This is a genomic window from Photobacterium sp. GB-72 (assembly GCF_003026095.1).
Classification (GTDB): domain Bacteria; phylum Pseudomonadota; class Gammaproteobacteria; order Enterobacterales; family Vibrionaceae; genus Photobacterium.
Map to the genome: position 1 here is coordinate 557,706 of NZ_PYNV01000001.1, position 18,829 is coordinate 576,534.

Annotated in this window: 17 protein-coding genes and 1 other RNA gene; 9 read left to right on the top strand and 9 right to left on the bottom strand. The window is 40.5% G+C overall.

What is annotated here, in order from left to right:
• Positions 1 to 523: 523 nt before the first annotated feature.
• Positions 524 to 620: signal recognition particle sRNA small type (gene ffs / locus C9J40_RS02425), an RNA gene on the bottom strand.
• 161 nt (positions 621 to 781) lie between these two features.
• The gene (locus tag C9J40_RS02430) at positions 782 to 1,516 is read right to left on the bottom strand and encodes a hypothetical protein (RefSeq protein WP_107205539.1); all 735 of its coding nucleotides are present in this window, start codon (positions 1,514 to 1,516) and stop codon (positions 782 to 784) included.
• A 67-nt stretch (positions 1,517 to 1,583) separates the two neighbouring features.
• Between C9J40_RS02430 and C9J40_RS02435 the strand changes: the two genes are divergently transcribed.
• Positions 1,584 to 1,895, top strand: a complete 312-nt coding sequence (locus C9J40_RS02435; protein WP_107205538.1) for an MGMT family protein — start codon at positions 1,584 to 1,586, stop codon at positions 1,893 to 1,895.
• A gap of 78 nt (positions 1,896 to 1,973) precedes the next feature.
• On the opposite strand, the gene C9J40_RS02440 is transcribed toward C9J40_RS02435, so the two are convergent.
• Positions 1,974 to 2,396, bottom strand: coding sequence for a YbaY family lipoprotein (locus tag C9J40_RS02440; RefSeq protein ID WP_107205537.1), 423 nt, complete (start codon positions 2,394 to 2,396; stop codon positions 1,974 to 1,976).
• A gap of 125 nt (positions 2,397 to 2,521) precedes the next feature.
• Here C9J40_RS02440 and tesB point away from each other — a divergent pair, with 125 nt between their 5' ends.
• The gene (tesB, locus tag C9J40_RS02445; RefSeq protein ID WP_107205536.1) at positions 2,522 to 3,379 is read left to right on the top strand and encodes an acyl-CoA thioesterase II; all 858 of its coding nucleotides are present in this window, start codon (positions 2,522 to 2,524) and stop codon (positions 3,377 to 3,379) included.
• A 72-nt stretch (positions 3,380 to 3,451) separates the two neighbouring features.
• On the opposite strand, the gene C9J40_RS02450 is transcribed toward tesB, so the two are convergent.
• Positions 3,452 to 3,913 carry an Lrp/AsnC family transcriptional regulator gene (locus C9J40_RS02450; RefSeq protein WP_107205535.1) on the bottom strand — a complete coding sequence of 154 codons (462 nt, stop codon included), beginning with the start codon at positions 3,911 to 3,913 and terminating at the stop codon, positions 3,452 to 3,454.
• A gap of 161 nt (positions 3,914 to 4,074) precedes the next feature.
• Here C9J40_RS02450 and C9J40_RS02455 point away from each other — a divergent pair, with 161 nt between their 5' ends.
• Positions 4,075 to 5,145, top strand: coding sequence for a PLP-dependent cysteine synthase family protein (locus C9J40_RS02455; RefSeq protein WP_107245607.1), 1,071 nt, complete (start codon positions 4,075 to 4,077; stop codon positions 5,143 to 5,145).
• Between the two features lie 288 nt (positions 5,146 to 5,433).
• A complete protein-coding gene (gene queC, locus C9J40_RS02460; protein ID WP_107205534.1) occupies positions 5,434 to 6,129 on the top strand; it encodes a 7-cyano-7-deazaguanine synthase QueC in 696 nt (231 codons plus the stop codon).
• 91 nt (positions 6,130 to 6,220) lie between these two features.
• Here queC and prmB read toward each other — a convergent pair whose 3' ends face one another.
• The gene (gene prmB / locus C9J40_RS02465; RefSeq protein ID WP_005370403.1) at positions 6,221 to 7,153 is read right to left on the bottom strand and encodes a 50S ribosomal protein L3 N(5)-glutamine methyltransferase; all 933 of its coding nucleotides are present in this window, start codon (positions 7,151 to 7,153) and stop codon (positions 6,221 to 6,223) included.
• A gap of 53 nt (positions 7,154 to 7,206) precedes the next feature.
• Here prmB and smrB point away from each other — a divergent pair, with 53 nt between their 5' ends.
• Positions 7,207 to 7,737, top strand: coding sequence for an endonuclease SmrB (gene smrB / locus C9J40_RS02470; RefSeq protein ID WP_107245609.1), 531 nt, complete (start codon positions 7,207 to 7,209; stop codon positions 7,735 to 7,737).
• Positions 7,738 to 7,794: 57 nt separating this feature from the next.
• On the opposite strand, the gene C9J40_RS02475 is transcribed toward smrB, so the two are convergent.
• Complete coding sequence (locus C9J40_RS02475) at positions 7,795 to 8,157, bottom strand: hypothetical protein (RefSeq protein WP_233220290.1); 363 nt, start codon at positions 8,155 to 8,157, stop codon at positions 7,795 to 7,797.
• A 37-nt stretch (positions 8,158 to 8,194) separates the two neighbouring features.
• Entirely contained in the window at positions 8,195 to 8,665 is a 471-nt protein-coding gene (gene sixA, locus C9J40_RS02480; protein ID WP_107205531.1) for a phosphohistidine phosphatase SixA, read from the bottom strand.
• A 339-nt stretch (positions 8,666 to 9,004) separates the two neighbouring features.
• On the opposite strand from sixA, the gene C9J40_RS02485 reads away from it, so the two are divergent.
• Positions 9,005 to 11,770, top strand: coding sequence for an insulinase family protein (locus tag C9J40_RS02485; RefSeq protein WP_107245612.1), 2,766 nt, complete (start codon positions 9,005 to 9,007; stop codon positions 11,768 to 11,770).
• 191 nt (positions 11,771 to 11,961) lie between these two features.
• Here C9J40_RS02485 and fadJ read toward each other — a convergent pair whose 3' ends face one another.
• Positions 11,962 to 14,082 carry a fatty acid oxidation complex subunit alpha FadJ gene (gene fadJ / locus C9J40_RS02490; RefSeq protein WP_107205529.1) on the bottom strand — a complete coding sequence of 707 codons (2,121 nt, stop codon included), beginning with the start codon at positions 14,080 to 14,082 and terminating at the stop codon, positions 11,962 to 11,964.
• Complete coding sequence (gene fadI, locus C9J40_RS02495) at positions 14,082 to 15,392, bottom strand: acetyl-CoA C-acyltransferase FadI (RefSeq protein WP_107205528.1); 1,311 nt, start codon at positions 15,390 to 15,392, stop codon at positions 14,082 to 14,084. The genes fadJ and fadI overlap by 1 nt, the downstream gene beginning before the upstream one ends.
• 605 nt (positions 15,393 to 15,997) lie before the next feature.
• Here fadI and C9J40_RS02505 point away from each other — a divergent pair.
• The 3 genes from C9J40_RS02505 (at position 15,998) to C9J40_RS02515 (ending at position 18,770) form a co-directional block, all read left to right on the top strand.
• Positions 15,998 to 16,561: a sigma-70 family RNA polymerase sigma factor gene (locus C9J40_RS02505; RefSeq protein WP_107205526.1), complete on the top strand. Its 564-nt coding sequence runs from the start codon at positions 15,998 to 16,000 to the stop codon at positions 16,559 to 16,561.
• Positions 16,554 to 17,270, top strand: coding sequence for a DUF3379 family protein (locus tag C9J40_RS02510; RefSeq protein ID WP_107245614.1), 717 nt, complete (start codon positions 16,554 to 16,556; stop codon positions 17,268 to 17,270). The genes C9J40_RS02505 and C9J40_RS02510 overlap by 8 nt, the downstream gene beginning before the upstream one ends.
• Positions 17,271 to 17,534: 264 nt before the next feature.
• Positions 17,535 to 18,770 carry an outer membrane protein transport protein gene (locus tag C9J40_RS02515; protein ID WP_107205524.1) on the top strand — a complete coding sequence of 412 codons (1,236 nt, stop codon included), beginning with the start codon at positions 17,535 to 17,537 and terminating at the stop codon, positions 18,768 to 18,770.
• The last annotated feature ends 59 nt before the right edge of the window (positions 18,771 to 18,829 follow it).

Sequence of the window (18,829 nt, forward strand, 5' to 3'; positions counted from 1 at the left end):
ACGTTCTGCATTTTGAATTCAACAGCTTAAAAGATATTGATTTTAATATTCATTGGCATAAAAACGACGATATTTACTTTTTAGAAAAAATTTCTTCAATCAAGACGAACCTGAATAATTTTACAATACCTGAAGACGACTCTTACTGTATTATGTTCAAGAAACGAGGAGAAGCGAATAACGAAATTCTATTGCAGTACTACATCGAGCCGTATAAAGCATAAATATTGATATTCATTCATCATTTTTAAACGTAAAGATAGTATAAACCTTCTGGCTACGCCTCTATAAAAGAAATATCTGGCGAGCATTCAAGATGGAAACAGGTATCAAACTCTAATCTTGATTCTACAGTTAAGACCTTATTCATCTTAGAGCTAACAAATTTGAAGATGTTTTTAACGCGGGAATGTCTTAGATTTCGCCTGTACATAACAACGCTCTTTTTTGTAGCTAAACTACAACAAAAATAGGTTATGCAGAGGTATGGTGTAAACAACAGGAATAGCAGATGGGTGGAAGCCCCCACCAGCCACATCCCGGCACACACATCGCCTGCTGCGGTTGCTCCCTTCCGGGCCTGGCCGAGTTCACAAGTTAGTGTTGCGGGAGGACCAATGGGGGCCTCCATAGATTCTTTGTCTCTTGCGAGAACGGAGAAGATTATCTATTAAGCGCATCGATATTGCAAGTTGTTATATAGCAACAATAGTTCAAGTGTGTGTTATTTATCCAAACACTAAGATATTGAAAATAAAACCATCGCCTTGCTTCATTTAACTTACTCTTCTTCCTCGGGATCGTCTAATAAAGATTCACCAAGTAGCCCACCACCCAGTACCAGTAGCCAAGACACTAATATCGGATTAGCAACATCAAATTGCGGCATGATGACTAGCGTGGCAAAACCAACAGCAGGTAATACACAAGCCAATTTAGGGATCCATTCATCAAGATGTAATTTATTTAAAGACTGAAGTGCCGCAATAATACCGGTAACACTTAAAGCCAATAATGCAGCATGCTCCATGCCACCAACCCATAAGGGAACCACAAGTAAAAGCGGCCACCATGTATTGCCTTCAACAGGCCGCCAACTTCTAGCAGCAAACCAAATAATGGCAATACCAATAATTTGAATAATAGTCGCACCAATAGAGCCCGGCAGTTTACCCTCCGCTTGTAATGCCATTAAACCTGCATTCATGGCTAATACAATGGAGATCATCAATGAACCTAACTGCCAACATCCCTTAGGCGATGTGCAAATCATCAAAATCGGTAACATCATAAATAAGCTGACAGACAACGCGACTGGTTGTTCTGGCAATACATAACCAAATACACCTAGTCCAAACAATAATAGCCATGCCGCAACACCGCCCTGAGGTAGCAGCCATAATGCTGGGATCGCAAGGGCAAGAATAGGTAACTCTCCCTGACTATGCGCCAAGGCATTAACCCCTAATACGGTCAATAATAAAGTGACAATGATTAGTAATGTTTTATACAACATGGCAACACCTCCTTGCGTTATCCTGTTGTTTAAGAAAAGATGGTTTTTTTTATCTCTAATTATAAATATGGACGATTTTTCTCAGCAAATCTACAGCCAAGTGCATCAAATACCTATTGGTAAAATATCGACTTATGGCGATATTGCAAAATTTTCAGGATTTCCTGGCTATGCACGTCAAGTAGGCCGCTTACTCTCGAACCTTCCCCAAGGTTCAGCGTTGCCTTGGCACCGTGTTATTAATAGCCAAGGAAAGATCTCAATATGTGATAACGGTAGAGCTCGCCAAATAGCAGCATTGCGTAATGAAGGGATTATTGTGACGGAACAAGGACGAGTAAGCCTTAAAACATACCGTTGGGATGGGTACCCTGAATAGCAAAATGCCCGACTATCTTATTCAATCATAATAAATAGAATAAATCGGGCATTACTAATATTGTATAAAACGATTGGATTACACTTTCACCAATGGAATATCTAGGTGTGTGGTTTTTAACGGTTCAATGCTTAAATCTACTGTTGATTGATTACTGAACAATACTTCATCATTGATTTCAATCTTAGCAATAACACGATATGAGGTATCTGGCTTTAATTTACTTTTCACATAATTCAACGTGAAAGAAACAGGTGGCTGTTCACCTTCAGCTAAAAATGAATGTTGGCTGATAACTTTACTCGCACTATGATCAGCTTGAGTAGACTGTTCAACCAATGACACTATAATGCGTGCATTATTCGGTAACACTACACGCTCACGATAACTTACTGTTCCACTTAATGTTCCAACATCATTATCGGTCGGCATCAAGTTAGTACAAGCCGTGATCACTAATGCCGCAATCAAAACCCCAAACCATGCAAAAGAATTTTTCATATTCTTCTCTATTAATCCCTAATCTATATTGCTATAAAGCTCAAATATAATAAAACCAATCCAATCTCTATTTGAACTTGATTTCCCTAAATCGTACTGATAGTAACATAATTAATGGTGCTTAGATGAGTAAAGAACTGAATGAACTTCTCAATCTTCTACAATTAGAACAACTTGAGCTTGATCTTTTCAGAGGTCAAAGTGAAAACCTTGGCCTACCGCAAGTATATGGTGGACAAGTGATTGGGCAGTCCTTATCCGCAGCTAAGCAAACGGTTGAAAAAGAACGCTACTTACACTCCTTTCATAGCTACTTTTTACGCCCTGGTAATTCTGAAAAGCCAATTATATATGATGTAGAAAAACTACGTGATGGTAAAAGCTTTAGTACTCGTCGTGTAAAAGCAATTCAGAATGGTGAGCCTATTTTTTTCTTAACGGCTTCATACCAAGCCAATGAAGAAGGGTTTAACCACCAATCAACAATGCCCAATGTAGTAGGGCCTGAAGGTTTAGCATCTGAAACTCAACTTGTTGATGCCATTGCGCAATATCTACCACCTAAAATAGTGGAAAACTTTGGTAAGAAACGCCCAGTTGAAGTGCGTCCAGTAACTATTATTAATCCATTAAAGCCAACCATTGCTGAGCCTAAACAATATTTATGGATTAAAGCCAATGGCACAATGCCTGAAGATCTTAATATCCATCACTACCTATTGGCGTATGCATCTGATTGGGGATTTCTTGTCACATCAATGCATCCACATGGTGTGACGTTATTTAGCCCGAATATGCAAGTAGCAACCATTGACCATTCAATGTGGTTTCACCGTCCATTTAAGATGGATGAATGGCTGCTTTATGCTATTGATAGCCCATCAGCAAGTGGCTCTCGCGGTATTGTTCGTGGTGAGATTTATAACCAAAAAGGCGAACTTGTTGCATCGGCAGTACAAGAAGGCTTGATCCGTCAACGATAAACTTATCGGCTGAATGTTAACGCAATCAAGGCAGCCACTAGTAATAAATAGTGGCAGCCTTGATTATATAACCTATACAGGTAATGCCGTGGTGTACTTAAGGGGTTCCATTGCAAATGTCGATGTTACATTCGTCAGTCCCTCAATGCTGTTCACCAATTTCTTATAAAACAGATCAAAAGCCTGCATATCTGCTACTTGTACTTTCATCATGTAATCATAATCCCCCGCCATACGGTAAAATTCCATGACTTCTGGGAACTCTTCAACCGTATGAACAAAACCGTTATACCACTCTTTAGAATGATTACTGGTTTTAATCTGTACAAATGCTATAAAAGATAATCCTAGTTTTGCCGCATCTAATAGCGCAACACGTTGACGTAATATGCCATCTTCTTCTAAACGCTTTAGCCTTTTCCAGCATGGCGTGGTCGTTAAATTAACAGCTTCTGCTAATTCAGATAACGCTAGCGTTGCGTCTTGTTGCAACAAACGCAGTAATGTTCTATCTACAGCATCTAAACTTGACATCCCATACCACCAATAAGCAATTAAGTAGAAATATTTTCTAAATTTTATCGTTTTTTTGCAAAACAAAGCAAAGACTTTTCTCTGTAACTTGGTAATATAATTGTTAAGCAGTCAACATAAATACAACAACAATAATAAAATCAATACAGTGGAGTCACGCTATGACACAACAACTAAACAATCAATGGGTTAATAACGCCATTCGTAAAATTGATGCTGATTATCAACGCTCAGCAGACACCCACTTAATTAAATTAGAGTTACCTAGCCTAGACGGTATTGATATTTATCTTAAAGATGAAAGCACGCATCCAACAGGAAGCTTAAAGCACCGTCTTGCTCGTTCGTTATTCCTATATGCTTTATGTAACGGTTGGATTAAAGAAGGTACACCGATCATTGAATCATCATCAGGTAGTACCGCCGTTTCTGAAGCATATTTTGCACGTTTACTTGGGTTACCATTTATTGCTGTCGTGCCACGTAAAACAGCGTGTAAAAAAATAGAACAAATTAAATTTTATGGGGGTAGCGCCCATTTTGTTGACTCTCCTGCTGCAATTTATGACGAATCTCGCCGTTTAGCAAAAGAGTTAAATGGTCATTACATGGATCAATTTACCTATGCTGAACGTGCCACCGACTGGCGTGGTAATAACAACATCGCTAACAGTATTTTTGATCAAATGAAGTTAGAGCGCTTCCCTATCCCAAGCTGGATTGTAATGAGCCCTGGTACTGGTGGGACATCAGCAACAATTGGTCGTTATATTCGTTACCAAATGCAACCAACACAACTGTGTGTGGTTGACCCAGAGAACTCAGTATTCCACGACTACTTTATGCAGCGTGATAATACGATTACTGGCAACACAAGCAGCCGTATTGAAGGTATTGGTCGTCCTCGAGTTGAGCCAAGCTTTATTCCTGATGTGATTAATGAAATGCGTAAGATCCCAGATGCGGCAAGTGTTGCCACTGTTCACTGGTTAGAAAAAATTATTGGTCGTAAAGCCGGTGCGTCAACAGGTACAAACCTATTTGGTGTATTGCAAATCGCGGCTGAAATGAAACAACGAGGCGAAACAGGCTCTATCGTTACGCTATTGTGTGATAGTGGCGAGCGTTACCTCGACACCTACTACAACCCTGAATGGATCAGCGAAAATATTGGCGATTTATCAGCATATACCGAACAGTTAGAACAATTGGAAAAATTCGGTCAATGGTAAGTATCACGCTTCAATGAACACCCCCTTGGGGAGGTTAGCCACAGCGCCTCCCCCTCTATTAAACTTTGTGTCTGTGTACGTTGAACGTTGATAAACCAAGTACTGCCTTAACTTGGATAATCTTTAAACGCGATACGTTATTTTGCCGTACTTTATGTACGGCTTTTTTTCGTCTATTACATCTAAAACTTTGCAGCGGACAACAGCTGAGTTAGCATAGATAGACGTTCTAAAGAATGTCTATCTACCGACTGTTTCTCGGTAATTTTTCAAAAAAGGAACACCTATATGTCAAAAGCAGTTGTTGTTTTCAGTGGCGGTCAAGATTCGACTACGTGCCTTATTCAAGCTCTGGCGCATTACGATGAAGTGCACTGTATTACATTTGATTATGGCCAACGCCATAAATTAGAGATTGAAGTGGCAGAAGCTATTGCCAAAGATCTTGGCGTAACAGCACATAAAGTAATGGATGTCGGCCTATTAAATGAATTAGCCATTAGTTCACTAACACGTGACAATATTGCTGTCTCTCATGAACTACAAGAAAACGGATTACCGAACTCCTTTGTTCCTGGTCGTAATATTCTATTTTTAACCTTGGCTGGGATTTACGCCTACCAAATTGGTGCTGAAACCGTTATCACCGGTGTATGTGAAACTGACTTTTCTGGCTACCCTGATTGCCGTGATGAATTTGTTAAATCATTAAACCAATCATTAGTACTCGGGATGGATCGCCCATTAACGATTGCAACACCATTAATGTGGCTAAATAAAGCAGAAACATGGGCGCTAGCAGATCAATACCAAAAACTAGACTATGTTCGTGAAAAAACACTGACTTGCTATAACGGTATTATTGGTGACGGTTGTGGTGATTGCCCATCTTGTGATTTACGTCGTGCAGGGCTTACTGATTACTTAGATCATAAAACCACTGTGATGAATGCTCTGAAAGCAAAGCAAGCGCAGCAAGCATAATAACCACTGAGTGACCTATAAAAACGGCATGATGGTACAGAGAAAGTAACCATCATGCCGTTTTTCTTAATCGTGTTTAACTGCGCTTTAATTAGTCGCGAAAAGCCGCAAAATCATCTGCACAATCAACAAGCTGATCACGTGTTAACAAAAACACACCATGACCACCATTTTCAAACTCTAACCAGGTGAATGGAATATGCGGATATTGATCTTCCATGTGGATCATGGAGTTACCCACTTCACAGATCAAGAAGCCATCATCTTTTAGGTAATCGGGTGCATTGGCTAAAATACGACGCACTAAATCTAAACCATCAAACCCTGCCGCAAGACCGAGTTCAGGCTCGTGACGGAATTCATCTGGTAGACTATCCATATCTTCTTGATCCACATACGGTGGATTAGACACGATAAAGTCGTACTTATCTTTTGGTACATCACGAAGCAAATCAGAACGAAGTGGGATCACTTGTTGCTCTAAGCCGTGATCAGCGATATTCTGCTCAGCAACAGCCAGTGCTTCAGGTGAAATATCAACGATATCCACTTCCGCTTCTGGGAACATGTGTGCACACGCAATACCAATACAACCACTACCCGTACATAAGTCCATAATACGTGTAGGCTCTTGGTTTAAAAGTGGCTCAAAACGGTTTTCAATCAATTCGCCAATCGGAGAACGTGGAATAAGAACACGCTCATCAACGAAGAATTCCATACCACAGAAATAAGCAATATTTGTTAGGTATGATACGGGTGTACGATCGTCGATACGGCGAATAACGCGCTCAACAATACTCTGACGCTCACTACGAGTTAAACGAGAATCTCGAACTTCAGGTGGAACATCTAACGGTAAATACAATGTAGGAAGAACAAGCTGAACCGCTTCATCCCACGCATTATCGGTACCGTGACCATAAAATAGACCTGCGGCATTGAAACGACTTACCGTCCAACGTAACATGTCTTGCAATGTATGAAGTTCGTTGACAGCTTCGTCGACAAAAATCTTATCCAAAATAGCCTCCGAAAAACGCGACATTACCGCTATATAGTTGTTGGAATTTCATTATGAGTAAAAAAGATCCAAACCTTGATGAAGAGATAGCTCTCTTCAAAGATGCGATAAAAGGCGTAAAAAAGTTTTCGCATGATACCATAATCACGCCACGCAAACAGACTACAAAAGCTGATAAAGCAAAAGTCATGGGCAAAGAAAGTCAAAACCATGAATTTTATTTCTCAGATGAATTTGAGCCTCATCTTAATGAAAATGGCCCTGTGCAATATGCACGCGACGGCGTTTCTAAGTATGAAGTAAAAAAGTTACGTCGGGGTGTTTACGTACCTGACATTTATTTAGATATGCACGGTATGACGCAACAAGAAGCCAAGCGAGAACTCGCCGCTATGATTGCAGCCTGTATAAAAGAGAATGTGTCTTGTGCCTGTGTAATGCACGGTATTGGAAAGCATATTTTGAAACAAAAAGCGCCGATGTGGTTGGCACAACATCCAGATGTACTCGCTTTTCACCAAGCTCCCCTTGAATTTGGTGGGAATGGCGCACTACTCGTGCTTATCGAAATACCTGAAAGATAAAAGAACATCGAGTAAGCAAAACGCGCATCGCAATATCACTTACTCGGTTGTCCTATTTTAATAGCTTGATTTTACTATATGTCCAACCTTCACTACTTTACCGTGATTAAATAGCGTCACTTCTCCAGTGGCGCATATTTTTAAACGTCGTTTAATCACGGTTTCATCGTAAAAGTATTCACAGTCATCATTTCGTGCACTATCAATACGCGCAAAAATACGAATAGGCCCTTCACCGATCGCATTGGAATAATTAGCAAAGGTTAATGTGCTTCCCGTACTCGATACATGCATGCCTTCTTTTCGTCCATCTGACCACTTGATCATACCATTTGCTGAAATACGAACAGGCTCAGCGGTAGAAGCGCAGCCCATTAGCAATATCGAAGTGAGAAAAGAAATTAACGATACTCTTACCATAACCAGCACTTACCTATTGTCCGTCATCAAAGCCATATTATTGTGGTACGTTTTGCCAAACCAATTCTGCATTATCCATGTCAGGATCGTAATCAATAGCAGCAATGGCCGAAGTACTAAACATAGGGGGCTGTATGCCTGCCACCAACTCTGAGGTTAAATATCCCACCAGAGGTAGATGTGAAACTAATAGAACCGATTGTGGCTTTTCAACCCCAATCATTGCTTTTAAATAATCGACTACCGTTACAGCATCACCATAAGGGGTGATCTCATCACTCACTTGAACATTTGCAACACCCGGTAATACACTTTCCATACATTGCCATGTTTGTTGCGCGCGTAAATACGTACTCACCAGTACAGTGTCTAATGGTTGATTTAATTGCTGGGCTAGCATTTCCGCCATCTGTTTTGATTGGCGTGAACCGCGCTCTGTCAACGGGCGCTCTGCATCACTCGCCGCAAAATTTTCAGCTTCACCATGACGCATAATATAAATTCGCATAAGTTTCCGTTTCTCTTCGTTAAACAGGTCGTTCAATGAGTTGTGATAATGAGGCTTATTTTATTACTAATTGACATGCTAATGCATTTTTTTCAACGTATCTCTCTATCATGCTAGCAACTCCCTTTCATATCGCATACTCCTTACGCAAATTTGATAACGAATCCGTGACAAGGTTAGCCAACCTGAACAAATCATTTATTAAAATAGGATTAAGCCTTGACGTTGGGTTTTCATATCACGCTCATAACTACGTAAATAAAGTTAACTATCAGTTTGCCAGTCTGTGTATTGGAGGTCATAATTGATCCAATTCTCCTTTAAAAATAGGCTCTTCCTGTGCATATAAGCCCAAATGATCACAAGCAGTATCGCTATCTTACTTTAGCGAATGAACTACGCGTATTGCTGGTTCATGATGCTGAAGCGCCTCGCTCCGCTGCTGCCTTATCCGTCGAAATTGGTCATTTTGACGATCCTCTTGATCGTCAAGGTATGGCGCACTTTCTCGAACATATGCTGTTTTTAGGTACTGAAAAATATCCACGTGTTGGGGAATTTCAAACCTTTATCAATCGCAGTGGCGGCAGTAACAATGCATGGACTGGAACAGAAAACACGACGTTTTTCTTTGAAGTCAGCCCCCATGCTTTTAAAGAAGGATTAGATCGTTTTGGGCAGTTTTTCACTGCACCATTATTTAATGAAGAAGCCGTTGATAAAGAAAGACAAGCTGTTGATTCTGAATATAAATTAAAAATAAAAGATGATGTCCGCCGCCTTTATCAAGTACAAAAAGAAACCATTAACCCAGAGCACCCTTTTGCTAAGTTTTCAGTCGGTGATCTTACGACACTAGACGATCGTGATGGCAAATCTGTACGGGATGATTTAATAGCTTTTTACCATCAACATTATTCAGCGGATGCGATGGGTCTCGTCTTATTAGGCCCCCAACCATTAGATGAATTAGAACAATTCACGAATGACTTTTTTAGCCATATTCCAAAAACAGATGTAGTAAAAACACCGCTTACTACGCCGTTTGTGACCGAAAAACAACAACAACAATTTATTCAAATTGAACCAATTAAAGAACTACGAAAGTTAACGCTGTCATTTTCTTTGCCGTGTGTAGATGAGTTTTATACCGCGAAACCCTTATCTTATATTGCCCATTTACTAGGCAATGAAGGTCAAGGTAGTTTGATGTCAGTTCTCAAAAAACGGGGGTTTATTAATACCTTAACCGCCGGTGGCGGCGTTAGCGGCAGTAATTTCAGAGAATTTACCGTAGGTTTGAATTTAACGCCGAAAGGTCAAGATCACATTGACGAGATAGTCACTAGCGTTTTTCAGTGCCTTAAACTCATTAAGCTACATGGCTTAGCTCAATGGCGACAACAAGAGAAGAAAGCTGTACTTGAAATGGCTTTCCGCTATCAAGAAAAAAGCCGTCCATTAGATACTGTCAGTTATTTGGTTTTAAACCTGTTGCATTATAAACCGGAAGATATCATCTACGGTGATTATATGATGGAGCAATACGATCATACCTTAATCGAGCAGATCTTAGATTACCTTGAGCCGACCAATATGCGATTAACCTTGGTTGCTCAAGGTGGCCATTATGATCGCACAGCACAATGGTATGACACGCCTTACTCAGTAACACCATTTACCGCGGAACAAAAAGCGTTATGGCAAGATATTGAACTGGATCCTGAGTTAACACTACCCGAGCGCAATATATATCTTTGTGATAATTTTGAGCCTTTACCACTTGAACCTGGCTCAGAATTACCTCCTCAGTTAATTCAAGATTTACCTGGATTTCGTTTATGGCATAAACAAGAACATGATTTCCGCGTTCCTAAAGGTATAGTTTATGTTGCCATTGATAGCCCGCATGCGGTGAGTTCACCACGTAATATCGTAAAAACTCGCCTATGTGTTGAAATGCTATTAGAAGCGATAAATGAGACCGCTTATCCCGCTGAGATTGCAGGTATGTCGTATAATCTTTATGCTCACCAAGGGGGAGTGACGCTTCAGTTATCTGGCTTTAGTGAAAAACAACCTTTGCTTATGAAGCTGATACTTGAGCGCTTTGCTGGACGAAAATTTGATCACGATCGTTTCACCAATATCAAAGCACAAATGCTACGTAATTGGCGTAACGCAGCTGAAGATAAACCGATTTCACAATTATTTAATCAGCTAACAGGATTACTACAACCCAATAATCCACCCTATCCTGTCATGATTGAAGCGTTAGAATCAATCGAGTTAGATGAGCTACCAAGCTTTGTTGATGAAATGTTCGCAGAGCTTCATATTGATACTTTTGTATATGGCAACTGGCTTAAAAAAGATGCGTTAGCATTAGCTGAAATATTAAAAGATGCATTCCGAGTGACTGACCAACTTTATGGTGAATCACAACGTCCGCTGGTACATTTAGACAATGCGGGCACATTAACGTATGAGTTAGATTGTAATCATGAAGATTCAGCAATCTTAATGTATTACCAATCTCAGGAAACCACACCTGAGCAAATTGCGATTTATACGTTAGCTAATCATTTAATGTCGACCACGTTCTTCCATGAGTTACGCACGAAACAACAACTGGGTTATATGGTAGGAACGGCCAATCTACCGCTTAATCGTCATCCAGGGTTGATCTTATATATTCAATCACCTGTTGCCGATCCAAGTTACTTATCAGAGGCAATTGATGATTTTACCAATGCTTTTGCACTCGTATTGCTCGAATTGAATGAAGCGCAATGGCAAGACAGTAAGCAAGGTTTAATTGCTCAAATTTCAGAGCCAGATACTAATTTACGATCTCGTGCTCAACGGTTTTGGGTAAGTATCGGCAATAAAGATGAAACGTTCCAACAACGTCAGCGTGTTGTTGATGCGCTTAAACAATTAGATCGTGTAGATATGATCAAATTTGTTGTTGATACCATTAAACCAAGAACAGCGAATAGATTAGTCATGTATTACAAAGGCAAAGCGCATAGTGATTACGCACCTTTAGAGATAGGTCAACCAATTGAATCAGTCACAGAATTTCAAGATAATGCTTATTAAGCTGGCATGACTCGTCTAACAATTAAGACGACCGTCTACATAACGAGCCATATTTACAAATAAGTGTTAAATATGGCTTTTTGTCTATTGTCATTCGTTGTGTATAACATTTATTAAGAGAATTAAGGCTTTATTGAATAGCAAAAAAACCGATGGCCTAAGCTCATCGGTTTTTTTCATTAATCTATTGGCTAATAGAACGTTTTCTCTTCTTTGGCCATATCAAGTAATCGCTCGCACGGTTTAAAACGATCACCATACTTATCTGTGTACTCGTTTAGCATATCAACAACACGCGTTATCCCAATATGATCCATATAACGGAATGGCCCGCCTAGGAACGGTGGGAAGCCGATACCGAAAATAGCGCCAATATCGCCATCTCTTGCCGAACGGATCACACCTTCATCTAAACACCTTGCTGCTTCATTCAGCATCATTAAACTACAACGAACCGCGATTTCAGTTTCAGATTCTTTAATCTTTGGTTCCAACTCAAGAAGCTTATAAACCGACTTATCGACTTCTTTTTTCTTGGTATTATAACGATAAAAACCTTTACCGCTTTTACGTCCCTTGCGATTATCCTTCAGCAATAAATCAAACACATCTGGTGCTTCAAATCGTTCACCGAGTTCAGCTAACAGAATAGGACTTATCTTCGCGCCGATATCAACACCAACTTCATCCAATAATGTGATTGGCCCAACAGGGAAACCAAAGTTAAGTAAAGCTGTATCTATATGTTCAATCGGCTCACCACTAAGAAGTACGCGTGCCGCTTCATTCATATAAGGCGCTAGTATACGATTAACATAGAAGCCTGCTTTATCACCGACCACTATCGGGGTTTTACCTTGTTTTTTCGCCAAGGCTACAACCGTTGCAATCGTCTCTTCTGACGTTGCACTCCCTGTTTCCGTGCCTTGATGTGGAATTACCTCAACCAATGGCATTTTTTCTACAGGACTAAAATAGTGAAGACCAACAACATTCTCAGGATGCTCTGCCGCTTGTGCTATTTGATTGATCGGCAATGAGGATGTATTCGTGGCAAAAATTGTGGTTGGTTTTGCATGCTCTTCAACATCTTTTACCATTTGATGTTTGAGCGCTAAATCTTCAAATACCGCTTCAATCACGACATCGGCCTGATTAAAGCCAGTAAAATCAGTCCCACCTGTTATCGTTAGCATTTGTTTTTGTAATGTGGCTTTCGAGATAATTTTACGCTTACGTTTTTTCTCAAGTAGCTTGAAATTGTACGCTAGCGCATTTTGGATACCATCATTACTAATATCTTTGATCCGTACCGGATAACCTGCTTTCGTTGCTGTAACATGACTAATACCACCGCCCATTAAACCGCCACCCAATACAGCGACTCGTTCGACAGTTAATGGCTCAGCCTCTGAACCCGTTTCTTTTTTCATTGCTGTTGTGGCAAAAAAGATACTACGAAGCGCGGCGGATTCCGGTGACATCACCAATTCACCAAATACTTTAGCCTCTTGTTCTAACCCTTTTTCCATCCCATGCTGTAAACCATATTTCACAACTTCTAAAATGGCATCAACAGCAGGATAATTCCCACGTGTTTTCTCATGTGCTTTTTTCGCCGCTTGATCAAACACTACTGAGCGACCTAATGGATTTCCGCCCAATGCCCAATTTTGCATGGATGATTTGCGGCTAGGTTTTGGCGATAAAGCCATTTGCTCGGCAACATTTAATAAAATACTTTCAGGGACAACTTGATCAATCACCCCCAATTTCACTGCTTTTTTCGCGCGTAATTGCTTACCCGATAAAATCATGTCAAGCGCATTAGCTACGCCAATCAAACGAGGTAAACGCTGAGTACCGCCAGAGCCCGGGAGTAATCCCAACTGTACTTCTGGTAAACCTAATCGGGTTTTATCACCATCACTACAAACTCGGCTATGGCAAGCAAGAGCAAGCTCTAAGCCGCCCCCTAAACATGGGCCGTGAATCGCTGCAACCACATGAAAAGGCAGTTGCTCTAACTGTGAAAATAAAACCTGTCCTTTTACAGCTAAGGCTTGTGCCTCTTGTGCTGTTTCACAGGCTGACAACATGCGAATATCAGCGCCAGCGACAAAGTTATCAGGCTTACCTGAATAGACAACAAGCCCTTTAATATCAGAACGTGCTTTAAGCTCTGCGAGCACTGATGTTATTTGCTCTGAAAATTCAGCTTGTAAGGTGTTCATTTTCTCGTTTGGCACATCTATTTTTAGCCAAGCAACACCATTATCTTTGTACGATAAACTAAATGCAGATTGCGTCATTATTCAGCCTCCAAAATCATTGCCGCACCTAAACCACCAGCTGCACATGCCGTATTCAATGCAAAGCCACCACCACGACGTTTTAACTCACGCAAAGTTTGGGTGATCATACGTGCGCCTGTTGCTGCAAATGGATGCCCGTAAGCCAATGAGCCACCTAACACATTGAATTTATCCATATCAACTTCACCAATCGCATCAATACGGCCTAACTTTTCACGCGCAAACTTAGTAGAAGCAAACATTTTTAAATTTGCTAATGTTTGGGCAGCAAAAGCCTCATGCATGTCAATCAAGGTAAGATCAGATAAATTTAAACCTGCACGTTCCAGTGCAACAGGTGTCGCGTAAGAAGGTCCCATCAGCATATCGCTTTCAACCCCTATTGCGGAAAACGCGTAGGAACGAATATACCCTAATGGTGTTAGTCCTAATTCCTTAGCTCGCCCTTCTCGCATCATCAGTATTGCGGCTGCGCCATCCGTTAATGGGGTCGCATTTGCTGCTGTGACTGAGCCATATTTACGATCAAAGGCTGGTCGTAATTTGGCATAAGATTCAAGAGTCGATTCTTCACGAATGTTGTTATCTTTATCTATCCACTGGCGATAAGGTTGTGGGAATGCCGTCATCACTTCATCACGGATCAATCCATCTCGCCATGCTTGTGCCGCTAATGTGTGTGAACGGTGAGCCAATGCATCTTGCTCTTCACGACTAATACCATGTGTTTTTGCCATCTGCTCTGCGGTTTGTCCCATGCTCAATCCTGTTGAATATTCAGCAACGGCAGGCGGCACAGGCATTAAATCTTTCATGTTAAGCGAACTTAATAACTTAAGCCGTTTTGACATGGTTTTCGCCTTGCTAAGTGCAAGTAATGTAGCAGCCATTTTTTTACTTACGCCAATGGGTAATACCGATGATGAATCAGCACCACCTGCGATACCAATATCGATCGTGCCTGAAATAATACTTTCGGCAACATTCGCAGCGGCTTGAAAACTAGTGGCACAGGCACGGGTAACACTGTAAGCATCAGTATGAATGTTCATACCAGTACCCAATACAATCTCACGCGCGATATTTGGCGCTTCTGGCATTTGTACCACTTGCCCAAACACCACTTGATCAATAAGCATCGGATCAAAATCAAGCGTTTGTAGCATATCATTGACAACCAGCTTTCCGAGATCCAAAGCAGGAACACCATCGAAAGCGGTAGATTGACGAGCAAATGGAGTACGTAAACCGCTAACAACGGCAATACGTTCCCCTTGACGAGTAGTAAGATTTTGGAGACGTGTCATCGCAACTCCTTTTGATAATTTGGCTTACAGTAAGCCGTTTGGCACACCGTGCACTAGAGGTCAGACCTCACAATTGTAAGCCAAATGTTACCAAATTCAATCAAGTGTTTAAATTTAACGGAAGAAGTGTCAAAGATTGTGATCTATCCTCTCAGTTTTAAAACGATATTAAGCGGAAAAATGCAGATAATTAGAGAGAGAATTAGAAAAGATGTAAAAATAGAGGTCAACAAAGATAAAAAGGCAAAAAAAAACCATACCTTATAAGGTATGGTCATAATTCACGCGGAAAGCAATCTGCGTAATGAATAAGTCAATCAACATAAAGCTAATTGCAAATCAGGAAAACCTGATAGGAGAAAGTAAAGTCAGCCTTCAAAAGGAAGTTGTCATCTTGCTCAACAGATAGCATTACAATAGCCGGTTTTGCAACCCACCATCTCGCTATCAGATGACGCAGTCACTATAACGCGCTGCTGGAATCAAATTTTGAACCAGATCAATTTTAGTGTGAATTATCAGCTTAATTATAAAAAAGAAAGGTAAACACCTTATAGCTTTCTTTATTCATAAGATTTTTCGTAAGGACAACGACGGATATTGCCATGTTCAAAAATTTTTTTGGTAAGAAAAAACACGATCCCTCGGTCTCTTTAGATATGGACAAACAAAGAAAATACGAGGCCCTTGTTAGGGCTTGGCATCGGGATCTCTACCGTTACGCATATTGGTTGTGCCACGACCAGCATATTGCTGAAGACTTGGTACAAGAAACATGCTTACGCGCATGGCGTTCCCTTGATAGCCTACAGGATGATAAAGCTGCTAAGGCATGGTTAATCACCATACTTAGGCGTGAAAACGCACGTCGGTTTGAAAGAAAACGATTTGATTTGGTTGATATTGATGACCATGCAATTGCTGATTCCACACCCAGTGTTGAAATGAATACTGAGCAACATATGCTTCAACGTTTAATCATGAATTTGGCACCGGAGTATAGAGAACCACTCATTTTACAGGTCATGGCTGGTTTTAATGGTGATGAAATTGCAGAGATCCTTGAACTTAACCGAAACACTGTGATGACTCGCTTATTTCGAGCCCGTAACCAATTAAAAGAGCAACTTGAAAATAAAGAGTCAAAAAGGGGGAATCAGAATGGATGAACTAGAATTTAGACGGAGATTATTAGCTGATCCACATGATAATGATCCCACTGTAACGGCATGTAAACATCAATCGATCGCAAATAAAAAGTTTTCCGATGAATTACAACAGCTTGATATCCAATTAGAGCAAGCGCTTAAAGTCGATGTACCCGATGATCTGGCGGATAAAATTTTATTTCAACAAGCTGGAGAAGAAACCAGCAAGAAAGGCATTAATCGCTATTGGTCTTATGGCCTCGCCGCCTCTGTTGCTTTTGCTATTGGTCTCTTTGTTGGGCAAATGAATTTGCTACCAAGCCAACAGTTACCAATCAATAGCCTTGCCAATGTCGCACTTGAACATGTTTCTTATGAAGCAAAATTTGTCGATAACATCGATGAAAAAGCAACGTTGCAACAAGTGAATGCAAAGCTGCAACCTTTTGGTTCGGAAATGAAAGATTTACCAGGGCACATTTATTATGTGAACTATTGTGGCTTTGATGGCAAACGCTCATTACATATGGTGATGGATACACCTCAAGGTAAAGTCACGGTATTTGTTGTTCCAACCCCAAGCCATGCTATTTCTAACTCAACAGACAATAACAATGAAAGTTTAGTCGTACCGATCAGAGAGGCAAGTTTGATTATTGTTGGCGATAAGGGTCAAAACTTAATGCCAGTTGCGAGTAAAATCAAAAACGACCTTAGCTGGGAAATCTAATTTTCCTACTGATTTTTAGTCCTTCTTAATAACGGCAACACACGCTATGTTGCCGTTTTTCGCATCTGATATTTGTCGTTAAAACAACCTAAAACATCGACATTTGATACCAAAATCACTATAAGTTTCGTTAAAAAGTATTTTTACTTAGACATAACACTGGTCAGATTTGATTAAGTCAGTACACCCCCTACAATCATCGAAAATTAGCCAACATAGGCTAATAAAAAACAATAATATATATAATTAGGAATTATTCTAAGCATGAATAAGAAGCAAATTTTTACACGTTCAGTGATTACTGCTGCTATCGCCTTAGCTTCATCACAATCTATGGCAGCGGGCTTTCAGCTGAATGCACAATCTGCAACCGGTCTTGGCCGTGCATTTTCAGGTGACGGTGTTATTGCTGACAACGCATCAACAATGGCAAAAAACGCTGCATCAATGACATTATTTGATGCACCTGCACTGTCTCTTGGTATTATCGCCATTGATACTGACGTTAAAGTAAAAGATGCAACATACAATGGTTATCAGATCCCTGGTGATCAAATTGGTGGTACTAGTTACGCGCCAAACATCTACTACATTCAGCCTATCAACGATAAATTCGCTGTAGGTGCATCACTTTACTCAAACTTCGGTACTAAAACTGAGTTTAGTGATAACTACGCTGCAAATGTATTTGGTGGTTTAACTGATGTAAAAAGTGTGAACTTAGGTTTAAGTGCTGCTTACCGCATTAACCAGCAACTAAGCATTGGTGGTGGTTTAGACGTAATTTACGGCAGTGGTAAACTAAATCGCTATATACCTGCAGGAAAAATTCCAACACCTAATGGTACGATCAATACACCAAAAATTGATTTACTTGATGTTGATGCCGATGGTGTAGCACTTGGCTTTAACCTAGGTACTATCTACGAACTCGATCAAAACAACCGTTTTGGCTTATCTTACCGCTATAGCCCAACATTAGAAGCTAAAGGTGATATGCACTATGCGGGCAACGACCTTAGCGATCAGAAGCTAAAAATGCCATTACCAGATATGGCAGAATTTTCTGGTTTCAATAAGCTAAATGATAAATTTGCGGTTCACTACAGCATTCAATGGATCCGCTGGAGCGAGTTTGACGTTCTAGAAACAACTGGTGGCGTTAAATTAAATGATTACCAATGGCAAGATGGATGGCACTACTCTATCGGTGGTACTTACTACCTAAACGATCAGTGGACACTTCGTGCCGGTTACATGCATGACACTAGCGCACAGGATTCAAAAACGTCTATTTCTGTACCTGATTCAGATCGTAACTGGTTATCTGGCGGCTTTAGCTACCACCTAGACAGCAAGTCTACCATCGACTTTGGCTTAACTTACCTTATTGGTAAAGATGTTAAAGCAGATGAAACCAATCCGCTCGGTATGTCGGTTGACGCAACTACTCGTGCAAATGCATGGCTGTACGGTCTACAATACAGCCGTTCATTCTAATTTCAGCGTACACTTGAACGCTAAAATGATTAAAAGGAGCCGTTTGGCTCCTTTTTTAA